General features: G+C 55.1%; 17 protein-coding genes and 1 tRNA gene. 5 read left to right on the top strand and 13 right to left on the bottom strand.

Going from position 1 to position 16,115, the window contains the following annotated elements:
* The 3 genes from M989_RS04740 to actS all read right to left on the bottom strand — a co-directional run.
* The coding region (locus M989_RS04740) for a tyrosine-type recombinase/integrase (protein ID WP_064542805.1) at nucleotides 1-1,115 on the bottom strand (1,115 nt) is incomplete at its 3' end.
* Nucleotides 1,116-1,279: 164 nt separating this feature from the next.
* Nucleotides 1,280-1,353 (bottom strand) — tRNA-Gly (locus tag M989_RS04735).
* An 80-nt stretch (nucleotides 1,354-1,433) separates the two neighbouring features.
* Complete coding sequence (actS, locus tag M989_RS04730; RefSeq protein WP_157093517.1) at nucleotides 1,434-2,129, bottom strand: amidase activator ActS; 696 nt, start codon at nucleotides 2,127-2,129, stop codon at nucleotides 1,434-1,436.
* 273 nt (nucleotides 2,130-2,402) lie between these two features.
* On the opposite strand from actS, the gene idi reads away from it, so the two are divergent.
* Nucleotides 2,403-2,948 carry an isopentenyl-diphosphate Delta-isomerase gene (gene idi, locus M989_RS04725; RefSeq protein WP_064542799.1) on the top strand — a complete coding sequence of 182 codons (546 nt, stop codon included), beginning with the start codon at nucleotides 2,403-2,405 and terminating at the stop codon, nucleotides 2,946-2,948.
* A gap of 72 nt (nucleotides 2,949-3,020) precedes the next feature.
* On the opposite strand, the gene lysS is transcribed toward idi, so the two are convergent.
* The 5 genes from lysS to xerD all read right to left on the bottom strand — a co-directional run bounded on the left by lysS (nucleotide 3,021) and on the right by xerD (nucleotide 9,107).
* Nucleotides 3,021-4,538 carry a lysine--tRNA ligase gene (gene lysS, locus M989_RS04720; protein ID WP_064542796.1) on the bottom strand — a complete coding sequence of 506 codons (1,518 nt, stop codon included), beginning with the start codon at nucleotides 4,536-4,538 and terminating at the stop codon, nucleotides 3,021-3,023.
* Between the two features lie 9 nt (nucleotides 4,539-4,547).
* Nucleotides 4,548-5,646 (bottom strand): peptide chain release factor 2 gene (gene prfB, locus M989_RS04715; protein WP_100249904.1). Its coding sequence is split into 2 segments (ribosomal slippage): nucleotides 4,548-5,570 and nucleotides 5,572-5,646, totalling 1,098 coding nucleotides; the frame shifts between segments, so codons are not numbered across the junction.
* Nucleotides 5,647-5,735: 89 nt separating this feature from the next.
* The gene (gene recJ, locus M989_RS04710) at nucleotides 5,736-7,469 is read right to left on the bottom strand and encodes a single-stranded-DNA-specific exonuclease RecJ (RefSeq protein WP_064542791.1); all 1,734 of its coding nucleotides are present in this window, start codon (nucleotides 7,467-7,469) and stop codon (nucleotides 5,736-5,738) included.
* Between the two features lie 5 nt (nucleotides 7,470-7,474).
* Nucleotides 7,475-8,188: a bifunctional protein-disulfide isomerase/oxidoreductase DsbC gene (gene dsbC, locus M989_RS04705; RefSeq protein WP_064542788.1), complete on the bottom strand. Its 714-nt coding sequence runs from the start codon at nucleotides 8,186-8,188 to the stop codon at nucleotides 7,475-7,477.
* Between the two features lie 22 nt (nucleotides 8,189-8,210).
* Nucleotides 8,211-9,107, bottom strand: coding sequence for a site-specific tyrosine recombinase XerD (gene xerD / locus M989_RS04700; RefSeq protein ID WP_064542785.1), 897 nt, complete (start codon nucleotides 9,105-9,107; stop codon nucleotides 8,211-8,213).
* A gap of 102 nt (nucleotides 9,108-9,209) precedes the next feature.
* Between xerD and fldB the strand changes: the two genes are divergently transcribed.
* Nucleotides 9,210-9,731: a flavodoxin FldB gene (gene fldB, locus M989_RS04695; protein ID WP_064542782.1), complete on the top strand. Its 522-nt coding sequence runs from the start codon at nucleotides 9,210-9,212 to the stop codon at nucleotides 9,729-9,731.
* On the opposite strand, the gene M989_RS04690 is transcribed toward fldB, so the two are convergent.
* The gene (locus M989_RS04690) at nucleotides 9,728-10,141 is read right to left on the bottom strand and encodes a protein YgfX (RefSeq protein WP_064542779.1); all 414 of its coding nucleotides are present in this window, start codon (nucleotides 10,139-10,141) and stop codon (nucleotides 9,728-9,730) included. The two genes, fldB and M989_RS04690, sit on opposite strands and share 4 nt — an antisense overlap.
* Nucleotides 10,122-10,388, bottom strand: coding sequence for an FAD assembly factor SdhE (gene sdhE / locus M989_RS04685; protein WP_064542776.1), 267 nt, complete (start codon nucleotides 10,386-10,388; stop codon nucleotides 10,122-10,124). Before sdhE ends, M989_RS04690 begins: the two co-directional genes overlap by 20 nt.
* A gap of 244 nt (nucleotides 10,389-10,632) precedes the next feature.
* On the opposite strand from sdhE, the gene ygfZ reads away from it, so the two are divergent.
* A complete protein-coding gene (ygfZ, locus tag M989_RS04680) occupies nucleotides 10,633-11,616 on the top strand; it encodes a tRNA-modifying protein YgfZ (RefSeq protein WP_064542772.1) in 984 nt (327 codons plus the stop codon).
* A 153-nt stretch (nucleotides 11,617-11,769) separates the two neighbouring features.
* Here the strand turns inward: ygfZ and trhA are convergent, their stop codons facing one another.
* Entirely contained in the window at nucleotides 11,770-12,432 is a 663-nt protein-coding gene (gene trhA, locus M989_RS04675) for a PAQR family membrane homeostasis protein TrhA (protein WP_064542769.1), read from the bottom strand.
* Between the two features lie 158 nt (nucleotides 12,433-12,590).
* Complete coding sequence (yqfB, locus tag M989_RS04670; protein WP_064542766.1) at nucleotides 12,591-12,905, bottom strand: N(4)-acetylcytidine aminohydrolase; 315 nt, start codon at nucleotides 12,903-12,905, stop codon at nucleotides 12,591-12,593.
* A 51-nt stretch (nucleotides 12,906-12,956) separates the two neighbouring features.
* Here yqfB and M989_RS04665 point away from each other — a divergent pair, with 51 nt between their 5' ends.
* Complete coding sequence (locus M989_RS04665; protein WP_064542763.1) at nucleotides 12,957-13,685, top strand: MurR/RpiR family transcriptional regulator; 729 nt, start codon at nucleotides 12,957-12,959, stop codon at nucleotides 13,683-13,685.
* A gap of 120 nt (nucleotides 13,686-13,805) precedes the next feature.
* Entirely contained in the window at nucleotides 13,806-15,239 is a 1,434-nt protein-coding gene (locus tag M989_RS04660) for a 6-phospho-beta-glucosidase (RefSeq protein WP_064542760.1), read from the top strand.
* 93 nt (nucleotides 15,240-15,332) lie between these two features.
* Here the strand turns inward: M989_RS04660 and M989_RS04655 are convergent, their stop codons facing one another.
* Nucleotides 15,333-16,076, bottom strand: a complete 744-nt coding sequence (locus M989_RS04655) for an SDR family oxidoreductase (protein WP_064542757.1) — start codon at nucleotides 16,074-16,076, stop codon at nucleotides 15,333-15,335.
* Nucleotides 16,077-16,115 lie beyond the last annotated feature (39 nt).

Raw genomic sequence — 16,115 nt, 5'->3', positions numbered from 1 at the left:
AGATACTGAGCATGGTTATACGTCCCACGAATTGAGTTCTTATCGACGTGAGCCAGCTGTAGCTCGATCCAAGCTGAATCAAATCCCTGCTCATGCAAAATGGTACTCATCGTGTGGCGGAATCCGTGCCCTGTAACGCGTCCTGCATAGCCGATACGCCTGACCAACACAGTCAATGCCATATCACTCATCGGTTTCTTAGGATTATTACGTCCTGGGAACAGCAACGCTCCTGCTCCCGTCATGGGTTTAAGCTGATTAAGTAGGTCAATTGCCTGGCTTGATAATGGAACCAGATGAGGGCGGCGCATTTTCATGCGTTCCGCTGGTACATTCCAAACCTTTTTCTCAAAATCAAACTCTTGCCACTCCGCTTTCCTCAACTCCCCAGGCCTTACCCCTGTTAAAATAAGCAATTGCATCGCAATCTTAACAAGCACACTACCGGCATAGGTGTTCAGAGTCCGAAGAAACTCAGGCAATTCATCCTGGGTTAAAAAAGCATAGTGCTCTTTTTCATGAGGAGTCACGGCACTGGCTAGATCAGGTGCCGGATTGTACTCAGCCCTGCCAGTCACAACGGCATACTTCCAGACTTCTCCACAACGTTGACGAACCTTACGTACCTTCTCCGTTGCACCTCGTGCTTCTATCTTTGAAAGAACTGCAAGCAACTCCATCGGCTTGATATCTTTGATTGGCCGGTGGCCGATATAAGGAAATACATCTTTCTCAAAGGTTCTCAGCATTTCTTCGCGGTAGGAGACAGACCAGCGGTCATAGCGACGCTGATACCACTCCCGTGTGATAACCTCAAACGAGTTTTCAGCGTCTTGTTGACGACTAAGTTTCTCAATTTTTCGTTCAAGAGAGGGATCGTTGCCAGCCGCTAATGTTCTTTTAGCATCCTCACGCTTACTTCGGGCTTCAGCTAAAGAAACATCGGGATAAACGCCAATAGCGAGCAGCTTCTCTTTACCTAACGAACGGTATTTGAGACGCCAGTATCTTTTACCGTTGGGATTAACCAGCAGGTAAAGCCCACCACCATCGGCCAGTTTGTAGGGCTTCTCTTTGGGTTTCGCAGTTTCAACCTGACGAGCAGTCAGCTTCATTGGGGGTACCTCTCAGCAGGGGGTACAATTATACCCCCATCCATACCCCCACATTGAGCTTGACCCTGGGGGAGTACAATTGAGTTCAATAGACTAATAGAATGCTATAACTGCTGATTTATCAAGGGAAAATTGAGTTTGGTAGACTTCAGGAGACTTGAGTTTGGAGCGGGCGAAGGGAATCGAACCCTCGTATAGAGCTTGGGAAGCTCTCGTTCTACCATTGAACTACGCCCGCAAAGGTGTGCGAGGAGCATTATAAACCTTACTCCTCGCCTGGCAAGCACTCTGGATGCTAAGTGACGATAAAATAACCGGTTAGCACTTCGGCTTACTGCCCTGCGGCGGTAAATAACGCAGCGGATCAATAGCCGTTGCCCGGTAACGAATCTGGAAGTGCAGCCGCACCGAATCCGCATCCGAACTGCCCATGGTGGCGATCTGCTGGCCAATCTTCACGCTCTGCCCGTTGTTGACCATCAGCTTATCGTTGTGGGCATAAGCGGTAATGTAATCTTCGTTATGTTTAATCATCACCAGATTACCGTAACCGCGTAGCTGGTTGCCAACGTAAACCACCTTACCTGCCCCGGCAGCGTAAACCGGCTGTCCACGGCTGCCCGCGATATCAATCCCTTTGTTGCCGCCCTCTGAGGTTGAATACGTCATGACAACCTTGCCGCTTGCGGGCCAACGCCAGCAGCGTTGCCCAACCGGTGGCCATGATGACTGCGGTACCGCAGAGGAAGGGACCACTTTCGCCGTTTTGCTGGTAGCCGATTTTTTCGTACTGGAAGAGGACGCGCCGCTCACCTTCAGTTTTTGCCCAACTTCGATGGTATATGGCGGAGAAATTCCGTTCATCCGCGCCAAATCTCGCACGCTGGTGCCCGTCATGCGAGAAATACGCGACAGCGTATCACCACGCTTCACGGTGTAGACCGAACCGCTATAGCTGCCTTCTGATGAGTTGCCCGCACAGCCGGACAGCGCCAGGCCGAGCACAAGGCACATTAACAGTCGTAGTGGGGAAGAGATTGGGCTTCCTGCTCGCAAAACGAATCCTCAGGTCAAAAGCGTTGGAAGGATCTATGATAGCAGGGTCGCACGGGATGCTAAACCATCAGGACGGTGAGTTGTGGATTGGCAATGACGAAGCGGCACAGAGCGGCAGGGGACAGGGCTTGTTTTGGTAATGCCTTTTTTCCACTTATGGGCTACGCTGGTTGCCTGAGTATATGACCCGGTGGGTTTATGCCGGGTCATCTTTCATTTTCAGGAGTTGCCATGGCAGGGGAACACGTCATTTTGCTCGATGAGCACGATCAACCGTGCGGAATACTGGATAAGTACGCCGCGCACACACTCTCTACCCCGCTGCATCTCGCCTTCTCTTGTTGGTTATTTAACGATCGCGGCCAGTTTCTGGTCACCCGCCGCTCTTTAAGTAAAGTGGCCTGGCCCGGCGTATGGACCAACTCGGTCTGCGGGCATCCACAGCAGGGCGAAACTTTCGAACAGGCGATTGCCCGCCGCTGTCGCTTTGAGCTAGGTGTCGAAATCAGCCACATTACCCCGGTCGCGCCCGACTTCCGCTATCGCGCCGTAGCGCCTAACGGTATCGTCGAAAACGAAGTATGTCCGGTGTATGCGGCTCGCATCACCAGCGCCGTACAGCCGAATGCCGACGAGGTGATCGAGTATCAGTGGTGCGAGCTCGACGACGCGCTGCGTGCACTCGCACTGACGCCGTGGGCGTTTAGCCCATGGATGGTGATGGAGGCGGCAGATGCGAAGGCGCGTCAGGCATTTATCGATTTCGCTCGAACGTAGCCATCAGCCCCCCAAATCGTAAGCATAAAAAAACCCGGCCATCGCCGGGTTTTTCACCTTTCGCTTTCGCGATTATTTCACCGGACGCATCGCCGGGAACAGAATCACGTCGCGGATGGTATGGCTGTTGGTGAACAGCATGACCATACGGTCGATACCAATCCCCAGACCTGCGGTCGGCGGCAGGCCGTGTTCCAGCGCGGTAACGTAGTCTTCGTCGTAGAACATCGCTTCGTCATCGCCCGCTTCTTTAGCGTTAACCTGATCCTGGAAGCGCTGCGCCTGATCTTCTGCGTCGTTCAGCTCGCTGAAACCGTTACCGATTTCGCGGCCGCCGATGAAGAATTCAAAGCGGTCAGTGATTTCCGGGTTCACGTCGTTACGGCGCGCCAGCGGAGAAACCTCGGCCGGGTACTCGGTGATGAAGGTCGGTTGAATCAGGTGCGCTTCCGCCACTTCTTCGAAGATCTCGGTCACGATACGGCCCAGACCCCAGCTCTTCTCAACGTGTACGCCGATGCTTTCTGCAATCGCCTTCGCAGAGTCGAAGTTATCCAGATCGGCCATCTCCGTTTCCGGGCGGTATTTCTTGATAGCTTCACGCATGGTCAATTTTTCGAACGGCTTGCCGAAGTCGAAAGTCTGGTCGCCGTAAGGCACCGCGGTGTGGCCCAGAATATCCTGCGCCAGGGTACGGAACAGGGATTCGGTCAGCTCGATCAGATCTTTGTAATCTGCGTACGCCATGTAGAGTTCCATCATAGTGAACTCAGGGTTGTGGCGAACGGAGATGCCTTCGTTACGGAAGTTACGGTTGATTTCAAACACGCGTTCGAAGCCGCCAACCACCAAACGTTTCAGGTACAGTTCCGGCGCGATACGCAGGTACATGTCCAGATCCAGCGCGTTGTGATGGGTGATGAACGGACGAGCGGACGCGCCGCCAGGGATCACCTGCATCATCGGTGTTTCCACTTCCATAAAGCCGCGACCCACCATGAACTGACGGATACCCGCCAGAATCTGAGAACGCACCTTGAAAGTCTTGCGGGATTCATCGTTAGAGATGAGATCCAGGTAACGCTGACGGTAGCGCGCTTCCTGATCCTGCAGACCGTGGAATTTATCCGGCAGCGGACGCAGCGCTTTGGTCAGCAGACGCAGTTCGGTGCAATGGATAGACAGTTCACCGGTCTTGGTTTTGAACAGCTTACCTTTCGCGCCCAGAATATCGCCGAGGTCCCATTTCTTGAACTGCTCGTTGTAGATGCCTTCCGGCAGATCGTCACGCGCGACGTACAGCTGAATACGGCCGCCAACGTCCTGCAGCGTAACGAAGGACGCTTTACCCATAATACGACGGGTCATCATACGGCCCGCAACGGAGACCTCGATATTCAGCGCTTCGAGTTCTTCGCCTTCCTTATCATCATATTTCGCATGCAGAAGGTCTGAGGTGCTGTCGCGACGGAAATCGTTCGGGAACGGGATGCCCTGCTCACGCAGTGCAGCCAGCTTCTCGCGGCGTGCCTTCATTTCATTGTTAAGATCGACTACCTCGTCAGCGCCTTGTGCGTTTTGTTCAGACATGTTGGTTCCTCATAGCCCTGCTTTCAAACTTGCTTCGATAAATTGATCCAGACTTCCGTCCAGTACCGCCTGCGTATTGCGGGTTTCCACCCCAGTGCGCAGGTCTTTAATACGGGAATCGTCCAGGACATACGAACGAATCTGACTCCCCCAGCCGATATCAGACTTGTTGTCTTCCATCGCCTGCTTTTCCGCGTTCTTTTTCTGCATTTCCAGTTCATAAAGCTTCGCTTTCATCTGCTTCATGGCCTGGTCTTTGTTCTTGTGCTGGGAACGGTCGTTCTGGCACTGCGTCACAATCCCGGTCGGGATATGGGTGATACGCACCGCAGATTCCGTACGGTTAACGTGCTGACCACCCGCGCCGGAGGCACGGTAAACGTCGATACGCAGATCCGCCGGGTTGATGTCGATATCGATATCGTCATCTACTTCCGGGTACACGAACGCGGAGCTAAAGGAGGTGTGGCGACGGCCGCCGGAGTCGAACGGGCTCTTACGCACCAGGCGGTGAACGCCGGTTTCGGTACGCAGCCAGCCGTAGGCGTAATCACCGGAGATTTTAATGGTCACGGATTTAATCCCGGCCACTTCCCCTTCGGACTCTTCGATGATTTCAGTTTTAAAGCCGCGCGCTTCTGCCCAACGCAGATACATACGCTCGAGCATGCTTGCCCAGTCCTGCGCTTCAGTACCGCCGGAACCGGCCTGGATATCAAGGTAGCAATCGGCGTTGTCATACTCGCCGGAGAACATACGACGGAACTCGAGCTGCGCCAGCTTCTCTTCCAGCGTGTCCAGCTCGGCAACGGCTTCGTTGAAGGTGTCTTCGTCGTCGGCTTCTACAGCCAGTTCCAGCAGGCCGGAAACGTCTTCCAGGCCCTGGGCCATTTGGTCGAGGGTATCGACGATCGCTTCAAGGGAAGAACGCTCTTTGCCCAGCGCCTGCGCGCGTTCGGGTTCGTTCCAGACATCCGGCTGTTCCAGCTCGGCGTTTACTTCTTCCAGACGCTCTTTCTTAGCATCATAGTCAAAGATACCCCCTAAGAACGTCGGAACGCTCCGTGAGGTCCTGAATGCGATTATTTACCGGGTTTATTTCAAACATGGTCTATTTTCTTTTAATGGACGAGAAAAATGCGGTTATAAGAGCGGAATCTTAGCGGATTCCCGCCCTTATTTACAGTGTAAGAGATGCTAAATCGGCCACAGATGCTCGATGATCAACTGTAAGCTCCGGTTGCCGCGAAACTCGTTAATGTCCAGCCGGTAGGCCAGAGTCACTTCGCGCACGCCGTTATCCGGCCAGACTGTCGTGTCAACGTTGAAGGCGATGCCGTCCAGCAGGGGGCCGCCGCCAACCGGTTCAACCATCACTTTCAGGTGACGTTCGCCCACCAGCCGCTGCTGCAACAGGCGAAAACGCCCGTCAAACAGCGGTTCCGGGAACATCTGCCCCCACGGGCCAGCGTCACGCAGCATCTGCGCCATTTCCAGCGTCATCTCCTGCGGACTCAGTTCGCCGTCGGAAAGGATCTCCCCTTGCAGCAGCGCCGGATCCAGCCATTCGGTCACCAGCTCGCCAAATCGGTGCTGGAATTCTTCAAAGCGCTCTTCTTCCAGCGAAAGTCCCGCCGCCATCGCGTGGCCGCCAAACTTCAGCATCAACCCCGGATGCAGCGTGTCCAGACGCTCCAGCGCATCGCGCATGTGCAGCCCCTGAATAGAACGCCCGGAACCTTTCAGTTGGCCGTTCCCCGCGGGGGCAAAAGCAATCACCGGACGGTGGAAGCGCTCTTTGATGCGCGAAGCGAGAATACCCACCACGCCCTGATGCCACTCCGGATGATACATCGCCAGCCCGCCGGGCAGCTCCGCACGGCTACGCTCAAGCTGCTCGCACAGCGTCAGCGCTTCCACCTGCATCCCCTGCTCTATTTCTTTACGGGTTTGGTTTAAGGCGTCCAGTTCATTTGCCAGTACGCGCGCTTCACCGAGGTTGTCGCACAACAGCAGCGCCACGCCGACCGACATGTCGTCCAGCCGCCCGGCGGCGTTCAGACGCGGCCCAAGCGCAAAGCCCAGATCGCTGGCCACCAGTTTAGCCGCGTCGCGGTTGGCAATCTCCAGTAGCGCCTTGATGCCCGGACGGCAGACGCCCGCACGAATGCGGCTCAGCCCCTGGTAGGTCAAAATACGGTTGTTGACGTCCAGGGGCACCACGTCAGCCACGGTGCCCAGCGCCACCAGATCGAGAAATTCGACAATCTTCGGCGCCGCAATGCCGCGGGACTCAAACCAACCTTTCTCTTTCAGATGGTTACACAGCACCAGCATCAGGTAGAACGCCACTCCAACGCCCGCCAGCGACTTCGACGGGAAGGGGCAATCCACGAGATTCGGGTTCACCATCGCATCGGCGTTGGGCAACGTTTCGCCCGGCAGGTGGTGATCGGTCACCAGCACGCGGATCCCGAGACGGTGCGCATGATCGACACCGGCATGGGACGAGATCCCATTATCCACCGTCATGATCATTTGTGCGCCGCGCGCGTGAGCCTGATCGACCACTTCCGGGCTTAAGCCGTAACCATCTTCAAAACGGTTCGGTACCAGATATTCCACGCTGCGACAGCCCATCGCCCGCAGCGACAGTACGCTCAGCGCGGTACTGGTTGCGCCATCGGCGTCGAAGTCGCCCACCACCATAATGCGCAGGTTATTCTCAAAGGCATCGTGCAGCATCTCGACGGCTTTCTCGACGCCGGTCAAGGTACGCCAGTGCAGCATACCTTTCAGGCCGCGCTCGAGATCGTCCGGCGACTTCACGCCACGGCTGGCGTACAGGCGACGCAGCAGCGGCGAAAGCTCTGCGGGCAAGGTGATGGATTCATCCACCTCTCGGCGGCGAAGTTGAGTCTGTTGTTTCACGCGAATTATTTACCGCTGGTCTGTTTTTGATGTTCGTCGAGGAATGCTTTCATCTCTTTCGGGCCCTGATAGCCCGGCACCATAAAGCCATCGCTCAACACGATAGCCGGCGTGCCGGTGACGCCAAACTGCACGCCCAGCGCATAGTGGTTCGCGATGTCGATATCGCAGGTCGCCGCCTGCACGCCCTTGCCGTTCATCGCGTCGTCGAACGCTTTATTACGGTCTTTAGCGCACCAGATCGATTTAATATCCTGCTCGGCCTGGCTTTGCACGCCCTGACGCGGGAAGGCCAGGTAGCGCACGGTGATGCCCAACGCATTGTAGTCTTTCATCTCTTCATGCAGCTTGTGGCAGTAGCCGCAGGTGATGTCGGTAAAGACGGTAATGACGTGTTTTTCCTGCGGCGCTTTGTAAACGATCATCTCTTTTTCCAGCGCCTTCAGGTGGGTCATCAACAGCGCGTTGGTCACGTTAACCGGCTGCGAGCCGCTTACGTCATACATCGGCCCCTGGATAATGTGCTTGCCGTCGTCGGTGACGTACAGCACGCCGCTGTTGGTCAGCACGGTTTTCATGCCCGCAACCGGCGCGGGCTGAATGTCGGTACTCTGTACGCCGAGCTTAGCGAGCGACTGCTTGATCGCGGCGTCATCTGCGTGGGCCAGGCCGGAGAACGCGGCGGCCAGCAGGGTAAACATCATTAAACCTTTTTTCATAATCCGTCCTTTTAAATCAACATCATGCGCGTGGATGATGCTGTTGGTGAAGTTGTCGCAGCCGCTCGGTCGCAACGTGCGTATAAATTTGGGTCGTCGACAAATCGCTGTGCCCCAGCAGCATTTGCACCACGCGCAGGTCTGCGCCGTGGTTGAGCAGATGGGTGGCAAACGCGTGTCGTAATACGTGCGGCGACAGCTTTTCGCTGTCGATTCCCGCTAGCTGGGCATAATGTTTAATGCGATGCCAGAAGGTCTGTCGGGTCATCTGCTGCGCGCGCTGGCTGGGAAACAGCACATCAATCGCCACACCGTTCAGCAGCCACGGGCGGCCATGTTCCAGCCAGTTTTCCACCCAGTAGACCGCCTCTTCGCCCAGCGGCACCAGGCGTTCTTTATTACCTTTACCGATCACCCGCACCACGCCCTGACGCAGGCTGATGTCGCTCATTGTCAGGCCGACCAGTTCCGACACGCGCAGTCCGGTCGCGTAGAGTACCTCAAGCATAGCTTTATCGCGCAGCTCCAGCGGCTGATCCACCAGCGGCGCCTGCAACAGGCGTTCAACCTGTGCTTCGCTGAGATCTTTCGGCAGCCGCTGCGGCAGTTTCGGCGAAGCCAGCAGCGCGCTGGGATCGTCCTGACGTATTTTTTCGCGGTACAGATGCTGGAAAAAGCGCCGCATGGCGCTCAGCAGACGCGCGGAACTGGTCGCCTTATAGCCGCCCTGCTGACGCTCGGCGAGTAAGTTTTGCAGATCGTCGCTCTGAACGCTTTCCAGCGTCAGGTTTCGATGAGCCAGCCATTCGACCACCATGGTCAGATCCCGACGATAGGCGCTGAGGGTATTTTCCGCCAGATTACGCTCCAGCCACAGCGCATCAAGAAACTGTTCAATTCGCGCAAGATCCTTTTCCACTTCGAGCCCTCTGCGTGTTAAATCAGCACCATTATGCCTGAATCAGGCCCCTTTCTGGTACACTAGCCGCATCGTCATCGCAAGAATCGAGAGCAGTACGTCATGAATATCGGCCTTTTTTACGGTTCCAGCACCTGCTACACCGAGATGGCAGCGGAGAAAATTCGCGACATTATCGGCCCGGAACTGATCACATTACATAACCTGAAAGATGATTCCCCGGCCTTAATGGAGCAATACGACGTGCTCATTCTGGGGATTCCAACCTGGGATTTCGGTGAGATTCAGGAAGATTGGGAAGCGGTCTGGGAACAGCTGGATACGTTGAACCTCGAAGGTAAAATCGTCGCGCTGTACGGCATGGGCGACCAGCTCGGCTATGGCGAGTGGTTCCTCGATGCGCTCGGCATGTTGCACGACAAACTGGCGACCAAAGGCGTGAAATTTGTCGGCTACTGGCCGACTGAAGGCTATGAGTTCACCAGCCCGAAACCCGTCATCGCCGATGGACAGCTGTTTGTTGGCCTCGCGCTGGACGAAACCAATCAGTATGACCTCAGCGACGAACGCATTCAGAGCTGGTGCGAACAGATTCTCGGCGAAATGGCCGAACAGTTCTCTTAATGCTTAGTGGGCGCGGGCTGCTGCAGGAGAATCCGCCGCAGATCGCGCCACTCTTCCGGGTTCATGCTATCAGCCGCCAGCCAGAGATGTTGGCGACGACCGCCCGGACGGCGAATCCGCAGCATCATGCCCGAGTTCAGCATCCACGGTGCCCCCAGAATCTCCCACTCCTGATTACGCCAGCGCAACCGGGAATCCATCAGCAGCTTAATCTCCCCCTGGTGTGAGTGAATACGCCGTTGGCTGCGCACGCAGTCAAACACCACCAGCGACAATAAAAGCAACCAGAGCGGAGTGTAGCTCAGCGGCCACGGCATCAGCAGCACAAACGCTGCCACCAGCCCGTGGAGCAGGAGAGAAAGCCACTGCGAGCGCCAGGAGACGCGTAAATCAGATTGCCACAGGACCACGTTCCCGATTCCGTGTCTGAATAAGTTGCACCATGCGCTGAAGGCTAGCATCGGCCGGTTCGCCGTGATTCATCAACCAGTTGAAAAGGTCCGGATCGTCACACTCCAGCAGACGAATAAAGAGAGCTTTATCTTCATCGCTCAGCGTGTCGTACTCATATTCAAAGAACGGCATGATGGAGATGTCGAGTTCGCGCATACCGCGGCGGCATGCCCAATGGATACGGGCTTTATTATTGATGTCCATAATTTCCTTCCAGCATTACGTTGCTACTAGTTTAACGTGTTTTTTGCAGTTACTTTACTGGAATATCACGTTGCACGCGTCATATTCCGAAAAAAAACCTCACAAAATGAAGGGCATTCATCTTATTACGAGCCGCTTCGCAGAACGCGCGAACGGCACAAAACGGCCATCGAAAGCGCTTGCAATGGCGGGCATCTCTTTTACCATGAACAAATAAGCGCGTTACTCAATTCAGGATATCAATATGGCTTTTACTCCTTTTCCTCCGCGTCAGCCCTCCGCCTCCGCGCGTTTACCGCTGACGTTAATGACGCTTGATGATTGGGCGCTGGCGACCATTTCCGGTGCCGACAGTGAAAAGTACCTGCAGGGCCAGGTGACCGCAGATGTGGCGCAGCTTGATGAGCACCAACATCTTCTGGTCGCTCACTGCGATGCCAAGGGTAAAATGTGGAGCAACCTGCGTCTGTTCCGTCGCCAGGACGGTTTCGCCTGGATTGAGCGTCGCAGCGTGCGTGAAGAACAGCTGACCCAGTTGAAGAAATACGCCGTGTTCTCAAAAGTCACCATCGCCGCCGATGATGCGCGGGTATTGCTGGGCGTTGCCGGATTCCAGGCTCGCGCCGCGCTGGCGAATCTCTTTACCGAGCTGCCGGGGGCCGAGAAACCTTGCCTGCAGGAAGGTGAAACGTCTCTGCTGTGGTTTGCTCATCCGGAAGAACGTTTCCTGTTGGTGACCGACGAAGCAACCGCCGAGCGCGTGACCGAGGCGTTGCGCGGTGAAGCGCAGCTTAACAACAGCCAGCAGTGGCTGGCACTGAATATTGAAGCCGGTCTGCCGGTGATTGATGAAGTGAACAGCGCGCAGTTTATTCCGCAGGCCACTAACCTACAGGCGCTGGGCGGCATCAGCTTTAAGAAAGGCTGCTACACCGGTCAGGAGATGGTGGCGCGCGCGAAATTCCGCGGCGCCAACAAGCGCGCGCTGTGGACGCTGGCGGGTAAAGCCTCTCGCGTACCACAAGCCGGGGAAGATTTAGAACTGCAGATGGGCGACAACTGGCGTCGTACCGGCACGGTGCTGGCCGCAGTGCAGCTCGATGACGGTCAGTTGCTGGTGCAGGTTGTGATGAACAACGATATGGAAGCCGACAGCGTATTCCGCGTGCGCGACGATGCCAACACCTTAAGCATCAAGCCGCTGCCGTATTCGTTAGACGAAGAGTAATTAGGTTTGGCATAACACTGGAATATTTCGTAGGCCTGATAAGCGTAGCGCCATCAGGCTATCCAGTGCCGGGGCCGGATGACGGTGCTGCCTCATCCGGCTTACATAATAAATCCCGGGAGAGACATTTATCTGCCCGGGGTTACGCTGACACTAGGCGTGTTGGCCCACGTACAGATAAATCGCCAGAAAATGGCAAGCGCTACCGCCCAGTACAAACGCGTGCCAGATAGCGTGGTTGTACGGAATCCGCTTGCAGACATAAAAAATCACCCCCAGCGAATACACTACCCCCCCGACCGCCAGCAGCGTCACGCCGCCAATCGCCAGCTTCACCGCCAGCTGATATACCACAATCAGCGATAGCCAACCCATGGTCAGATAGGTCACCAGCGACAGCACCTTAAAGCGATGCGCGATGGTCAGCTTAAACAGAATCCCCAGCAGTGCCAGGCTCCAGATAACAATCATCAACCCGCGGGCGAGCGGAGAATCTAACCCCACCAGCAGAAACGGCGTGTAGGTACCGGCAATCAGCAGGTAGATGGCGCAGTGGTCGAATTTCTTCAGCCAGACTTTAGCCCGCTGCGAAGGAATGGCGTGGTACAGCGTCGAGGCGAGAAACAGCAGGATCATGCTGCCGCCGTACAGGCTATAGCTGGTGATGGCGGTCGCGCTGGCATTGGCGTCAACGGCCTGCACCAGCAACAAAACCAGCCCGACGATGCCGAGCACAAAACCGACACCGTGACTAATGCTATTGGCAACTTCCTCTGCCAGAGAGTATCCCTGCTGAATGAGTGGTTTCTTATCCATTACGCGCTCCGGGCGAACGACAAATCAAGCAACGGCACTAGCGTAACTGAGAATGGTTCCAGTGAACACATGTAAGCTAAAATAAAAAGGTGATTTTTTGTAAAATACGAATAATCAATAAGTTAACAAACTCATTCAACTAACAGGTGTACGCATTTTCATTTAATACATTTAAATTCAATAACATAAAAGGTGTTCTCACCGGGGTAGATGTCGGTAATCACCTGTTTAAGCTGCGGAAGCGTCATGTTTTCCTGCTCCGCGTGGCGTTCGGTGAGGGTATCCAGGGTTACGGTTGAGGTGGCAAGGACTTCAATCGTGCAGAAGTACCCGTCATCTTCATAGCGCCCGACACGCAAAATATCGCCGGTTTTGAAATGGGATTCTGCCGCATCGCGCAGCGTAATGGTCTTGCGCCCGGCAACAATGTCATCCTGAAAGCGCTGAAAAAAAGTGATGTCGTTAGGCTGCATGGTATTATTCCCTTTAGGTTTTCAAATTAACGAGTATCCGCCACCGTGAGCATGTTCTCCCACGCCGCTATCGCCAGCCTCAATAATCTTGAGATGATGGTCTATCACTATGTCATCAAAAATCGCGACACGGTAATGTACATGACCATTCGTGAGCTGGCCGACGCGGCGGGCGTCTCCACCACCACGGTGATGCGCTTCTGCCGCAAGCTCAACTGCGATGGCTACTCGGAGTTTCGCGTTCGCTTCAAATTATATCTGGAGCAGGAAGAACCGCAGCAGACTAATTTCGGCGCCAGTGAAATTATCAGCTTTTTCAAAAGCGTCAATAATGATGAGTTTGATAAACTGCTGGATCGCGCGGTCGACGTTATTCTCACCTCTGAGCGTATTATTTTTGTCGGCGCGGGGACTTCAGGGTCATTAGCGAAATATGGTGCGCGGTTCTTTTCTAATATTGGAAAATTCAGTAATCATATCGACGATCCTTATTTTCCGGTCACCAATGACATGGCCAAAAATGCGCTGGCCATTGTGCTTTCCGTCTCTGGCGAAACCGAAGAGATCCTCCGTTTTGCCAGCCAGTTTAGCCTGCACCACTGTAAAGTCATGTCGATCACCAGCCATGAACACTCGCGTCTGGCGAAACTGGCGGATTTCAATCTCTCCTGGCACGTATCACAAACGCGTATTGCCGGCGTTTACGATATTACGACGCAGATTCCGGTTATCTATATTCTGGAGTCATTAGGCCGCAAACTGGCGAAGAAATTAGCATAAAAATACAGGGTGTTTTTTCGATGTAACATATGCCCTGAAGGGTAATTTGTTATATCGTGACATTTAATATTCCTTTGTTAGACTCCGTATTATTAAATCTAATCTGCGAGCCTGACAAAGATGAAAAAACTGACCTTACCGAAAGACTTTTTATGGGGTGGCGCGGTTGCTGCACACCAGGTTGAAGGCGGCTGGAACAAAGGCGGCAAAGGCCCCAGCATCTGTGATGTGCTCACCGGCGGCGCGCACGGCGTACCGCGCGAAATAACCCAGGAAGTCGTGCCGGGTAAATACTACCCCAACCACGAAGCCATCGACTTCCACGGGCACTACAAAGAAGACATCAAGCTGTTCGCCGAGATGGGCTTCAAATGCTTCCGCACGTCGATTGCCTGGACCCGCATCTTCCCGAACGGCGATGAAAGCCAGCCCAACGAAGAAGGGCTGAAATTCTACGACGACATGTTCGATGAGCTGCTCAAATACAACATTGAGCCGGTAATTACCCTCTCCCACTTTGAAATGCCGCTGCACCTGGTGCAGGAATACGGCGGCTGGACCAACCGCAAAGTCGTTGATTTCTTTGTCCACTTCTCCGAAGTGGTCTTCGAGCGCTACAAAAATAAGGTCAAATACTGGATGACCTTCAATGAAATCAACAACCAGCGCAACTGGCGCGCGCCGCTTTTCGGCTACTGCTGCTCCGGCGTGGTTTACACCGAGCATGAAAATCCGGAAGAGACTATGTACCAGGTGCTGCACCATCAGTTCGTGGCCAGCGCCCTCGCGGTAAAAGCCGCGCGCCGCATCAACCCGGAGATGAAAGTCGGCTGCATGCTGGCGATGGTGGCGCTCTATCCGTTCTCCTGCAAGCCGGAAGATGTGATGTTCGCCCAGGAATCGATGCGCGAGCGCTACGTGTTTACCGACGTGCAGCTGCGCGGCTACTACCCAAGCTACATGCTCAACGAATGGGAACGCCGTGGCTTCAACATCAGGATGGAAGCCGGCGATGAGGCCATTCTGCGTGAAGGCACCTGCGACTACCTCGGCTTTAGCTACTACATGACTAACGCCGTGAAGGCAGAAGGCGGCAGCGGCGATGCCATTTCCGGCTTTGAAGGCAGCGTGCCGAACCCGCACGTGAAAGCCTCCGACTGGGGCTGGCAGATTGACCCGGTTGGCCTGCGCTATTCACTGTGCGAGCTGTACGAGCGCTATCAGAAACCGCTGTTTATCGTGGAAAACGGCTTCGGCGCTTACGATAAGGTGGAAGAAGACGGCAGCATCAATGATGACTACCGTATTGACTATCTGCGCGCGCACGTTGAAGAGATGATGAAGGCGGTAACCTATGACGGCGTCGACCTGATGGGCTATACGCCATGGGGCTGTATCGACTGCGTGTCGTTCACCACCGGGCAGTACAGCAAGCGCTATGGCTTCATCTATGTGAACAAGCACGATGACGGCACCGGCGATATGTCGCGTTCACGGAAGAAGAGTTTTGAGTGGTATAAGGCGGTGATTGCCAGCAACGGCGAGAGTCTGTGATTTTTGCCGGATGGCGCTGCGCTTATCCGGCCTGCGGAAACTTAACCTGTAGGCCGGATAAGGCGTTTACGCCGCCATCCGGCAATCAAAACGCTATTTTCCACCCGCCAGCTCAATAAAACTCCCCGTCACATACGACGCCTTGTCGCTCAGCAACCAGACAATCGCCTGCGCCACTTCTTCCGGCTGGCCGCCGCGCTGCATCGGCAGGACGGATTTTACCCGGTCAACGCGCCCCGGCTCGCCGCCGTCGGCATGCATTTCGGTATAGATAAAGCCTGGCCTGACGCCGTTCACGCGAATCCCCTGCGCCGCCACTTCAATCGACAGCCCGGTAGTCAGCGTGTCAATCGCCCCTTTCGACGCGGCATAGTCGACATACTCGCCCGGCGATCCAAGGCGCGCCGCGGCCGAGGAGACATTGACAATCGCCCCGCCCTTCCCGCCGTACGGTATCGCCATGCGCTTTACCGCTCCCCGACAGCACAGGAAATAGCCGGTCACATTGGTGGTTAACACCCGATTAATCCGCTCAGCGGTTAACGCCTCTACGCGGCTTTGGGTGAACAACACCCCAGCATTATTCACCAACGCCATCAACGGTTCCGGTTGCTTGTCGAGCAGGGCAAACATCGCTTCCACCTGCGCCTCATCGCCAATATCCGCCTGCACCGCAAACGCTTTACCGCCTGCGGCCGTAATAGCATCAACCACCTCATCCGCCGCCTGCGCGTTCCGGTGATAATTCACCGCCACCGTATACCCTTCCTGTGCCAGCTGTAGCGCGGTAGCCCGGCCAATCCCCCGGCTGGCGCCGGTCACTAATGCAAGAGCCATACATTTCTCCCAAAAATAAAGGCGCCGTAGCGCCTTTAG

The sequence above is a fragment of the Kluyvera georgiana ATCC 51603 genome (genome assembly GCF_001654985.1).
In the GTDB taxonomy this organism is placed as follows: Bacteria; Pseudomonadota; Gammaproteobacteria; order Enterobacterales; family Enterobacteriaceae; genus Kluyvera; species Kluyvera georgiana.
The sequence above is the reverse complement of the archived record's forward strand: the minus strand, read 5'-3'. Positions and strand labels throughout refer to the sequence as shown.